Here is a 2972-nt window from a genome sequence, read left to right as displayed (position 1 = left end):
GCTGGGCGTGGAGTTTGCCAGCTTCGGGCTCAGCGAAGCCAGATCCACCACGCACCCATCGGGCAGCACTGTGCCTGCGGTTTCCAGTGTCACATGCTTCCCCTGCTCCCGCAGTGTAGCGATGAATTCGCGGATGCCTTTGGCGATCATGGGTTCGCCGCCTGTGACCACAATGTAGCGCGTGGGATGCCTCGCGATCTCGGTCAAAATCTCCTCGGGTGACATCTCCGGTCCCTCCGGCTGCCAAGAGGCATACGGCGTGTCGCACCAGGAGCAGCGGAGATTGCATCCCGACGTACGCACAAAGACCGACGGCACTCCCGTGAGCACGCCTTCGCCCTGGATGGAATAAAAGATCTCGGAGATACGCATGAACGACACTGCCGCGCCTGAAGCCACACGCAAGAGGTGCGGTGGCAGGAGCGGCAACGGCTTTGTCGGCGGATTGTAAAATCACCGACCTCATCGCAAATCGAGATTCCCATCCGGCTGCTTGGCTTGATAGCTTCGGCACGCTATGAAAACGACTCCGCTCTATGCCGCTCTGCTGGCTGTTGTGCTCCTTCACTCCGCCGCTCATGCTCAGTGGCCGAAGATGCTCGAAGACTGGAAAGCCTGGGCCACCTGGGATGAAACGAAGAACGAGGGCAAGCCGACGCCGTTCAACAATCCGGCGCAGTTGCTGCCGCTGTGGTATTCGCCGGTCGAGATCCAGGCGCAGGCGGCGGGTGGGAGCTTTGCCTTCACGGTCGATGCTCGCGGGCATGAATGGGCGGCCCTTCCTGGCGATGCGCAGTGCTGGCCGCAGGGAGTGACGCTGGATGATCAATCGGCGACGGTGGTGAGTCGCGATGGCGTGCCTTGTGTGGAGTTCACAGCGGATCGCAAGGCGGTGGTGAAGGGCAGTTTCCGGTGGAGCGAGATGCCGCAGTCCGTGCATCTGCCGATGCAGATCGGCGTGCTGAATCTCCAGCTCAACGGCCAGCCCGTGGAGTCGCCCGTGTGGGATGCGGAGGGCCGACTCTGGCTGCAACGCACGGGCACGGAGCCTGCGGACAAGGATTTTATTTCCGTGCAGGTGCATCGGCTCATCAGCGATGGCTCGCCGCAGTGGCTGCACACGCAGGTGGAGCTGAGTGTGGCGGGAAAGAGTCGCGAGGAGGCGCTCGGACATGTCTTGCCAGAAGGCTGGCGGCTTTCCTCCGTGGAAGCTCCGGTGCCCTGCGCGGTGGATGATGCGGGTCGGCTGAAGGTGCAGGTGCGTGCGGGCAAGTGGGTGCTCAAGATCGCAGCCTTCCGCACGAGCCCTGCAAAGACGGTGAGCTATGCGAAGGATGCCAAGCCGCTCGTGGCCGAGGAGTTGGTGGGTCTCCAGCACGAGCCTTCTTTCCGTCTCGTGGAGATCAGCGGCATCCCGGCGGTGGATGTGGCGCAGACGACTTTCCCAGAGCCATGGCGGCAGTATCCGGTGCATCAGTGGGCCACCGGGCAGCCGTTTCAGATTGAGGAAAAGATGCGAGGCATGGGTGTGCGGAAGCCGCAGGGCATCACCATTCGGCGCAGCTTCTGGCTGGATGAAGACGGCAAGAACATGACCTACCAGGACGACCTCAGTGGGCAGGGGCAGCAGACCTGGCGACTCGATGCCGCCGCAGGTCACAAGCTCGGCGCGGTGAAGATCGGCGGAACCGGACAGCTCATCACGAAGAGCCCAACCAACGGTGCCGAAGGCGTGGAGATCCGAGATCGGAACCTGAGCCTGCAAGCCGTGGGCCGTCTGGAACGCAGCGCCCGCATCGCCGCCACGGGTTGGCAGCACGATGCGGAGACGCTCAATGCCGAGCTGAATCTGCCGCCCGGCTGGCGAATGCTGGCCGTCTTTGGCGCGGACTACAGCCAAGGCGACTGGCTGACCTCGTGGTCGCTCTTTGATGTCTTCCTGCTGCTCATCGTGACGCTGGCCGTGTGGAAAGCCTGGGGCTGGAAAACCGCCGCCGTGGGTTTGCTCGGCATCCTCATCACTTACCACGAACTGAATGCACCACGCCTGACCTGGATGATCCTCATTGTCGTGCTCGCCGCCGCCCGCTGGGTGCCTGCGAGGACGCTGCCCCGGCTGGTGAACGGCATCAAACTCGCCGCGCTACTGCTCTTTGCCCTGAATGCCGCGCCCTTCATCATTCAGCAGATCCAGCAGTCGTTGTATCCGCAGTTGGAACCGTATCGGACGACGTGGCAGGAGGAACGCGAGGCGGGAGATGTGGATGGTTTTGCGGGAGGTGTTCAGGTAGCTGCTACAGCAGCACCGGCTGCTCCTGCACCTGTGATGGCTGAGACCCGATTCGAAAACAACGTGCTCAATGGTGTGTTGCGGAAATCCGCCAGCTATGAAGGCAAGGCTTCCAATACAAACCTCTTCTACGACACCAAAGCCAAGATCCAAACCGGTCCGGCAGTGCCGCAGTGGAAGTGGCGGGAAGTCAGCTTCGGCTGGCGCGGTCCGGTGGCGGCTGATGAAAAGATCTCGCTGTGGCTGATCCCGAGTGGCGTGGAGCGTCTCATTGGCCTCTCGCGTGTCGGATTGATCCTGCTTCTGGTTTGGCTGCTGCTCGGACGTGGGCGTGATTTTCCGATGCTTCCGAAGATGCCGTTGGGTGGAGGCGGCGGGAATTCCCCTCACCCCAACCCTCTCCCCGAAAAGGATTCCCCGCTGCAAACGAGCCGCACTCTCGGGGAGAGGGGGCCAGAAGCCGCACATGTGACTGAGAAGCTTCCCGTGCAGCCCAAGCCTGAAGGGCTTGTGGATCATAGCGAAGGGTTGCCGAGCCTTGGCGAGGCTACCCTGGAATCCTGTGGGTCATGCCCCACGCCTGGCGGAACCCTGAAAGGGTTCCGCACCGGCTTCGCGCGCTGGACGACCTTCATCACAAGCAGGTGCGGAACCGCGTTGCGGTTCCCCTCTGAAAACGCAC

The 2972-nt window shown here is 62.4% G+C and carries 1 protein-coding gene and 1 pseudogene; one reads left to right on the top strand and one right to left on the bottom strand.

The window, feature by feature from the left end; all coding sequences use genetic code 11:
* Positions 1–372 (bottom strand): 7-carboxy-7-deazaguanine synthase QueE (locus tag AC6FTP_RS26630; protein ID WP_497209927.1); only part of this gene is annotated, 372 nt, incomplete at its 3' end.
* A gap of 145 nt (positions 373–517) precedes the next feature.
* On the opposite strand from AC6FTP_RS26630, the pseudogene AC6FTP_RS26625 reads away from it, so the two are divergent.
* Positions 518–2972 (top strand): annotated as a pseudogene (locus AC6FTP_RS26625) (hypothetical protein); the annotation flags it as partial.

It is taken from the genome of Prosthecobacter sp. (assembly GCF_044378005.1).
In the GTDB taxonomy this organism is placed as follows: Bacteria; Verrucomicrobiota; Verrucomicrobiia; order Verrucomicrobiales; family Verrucomicrobiaceae; genus Prosthecobacter.
The sequence above is the reverse complement of the archived record's forward strand: the minus strand, read 5'-3'. Positions and strand labels throughout refer to the sequence as shown.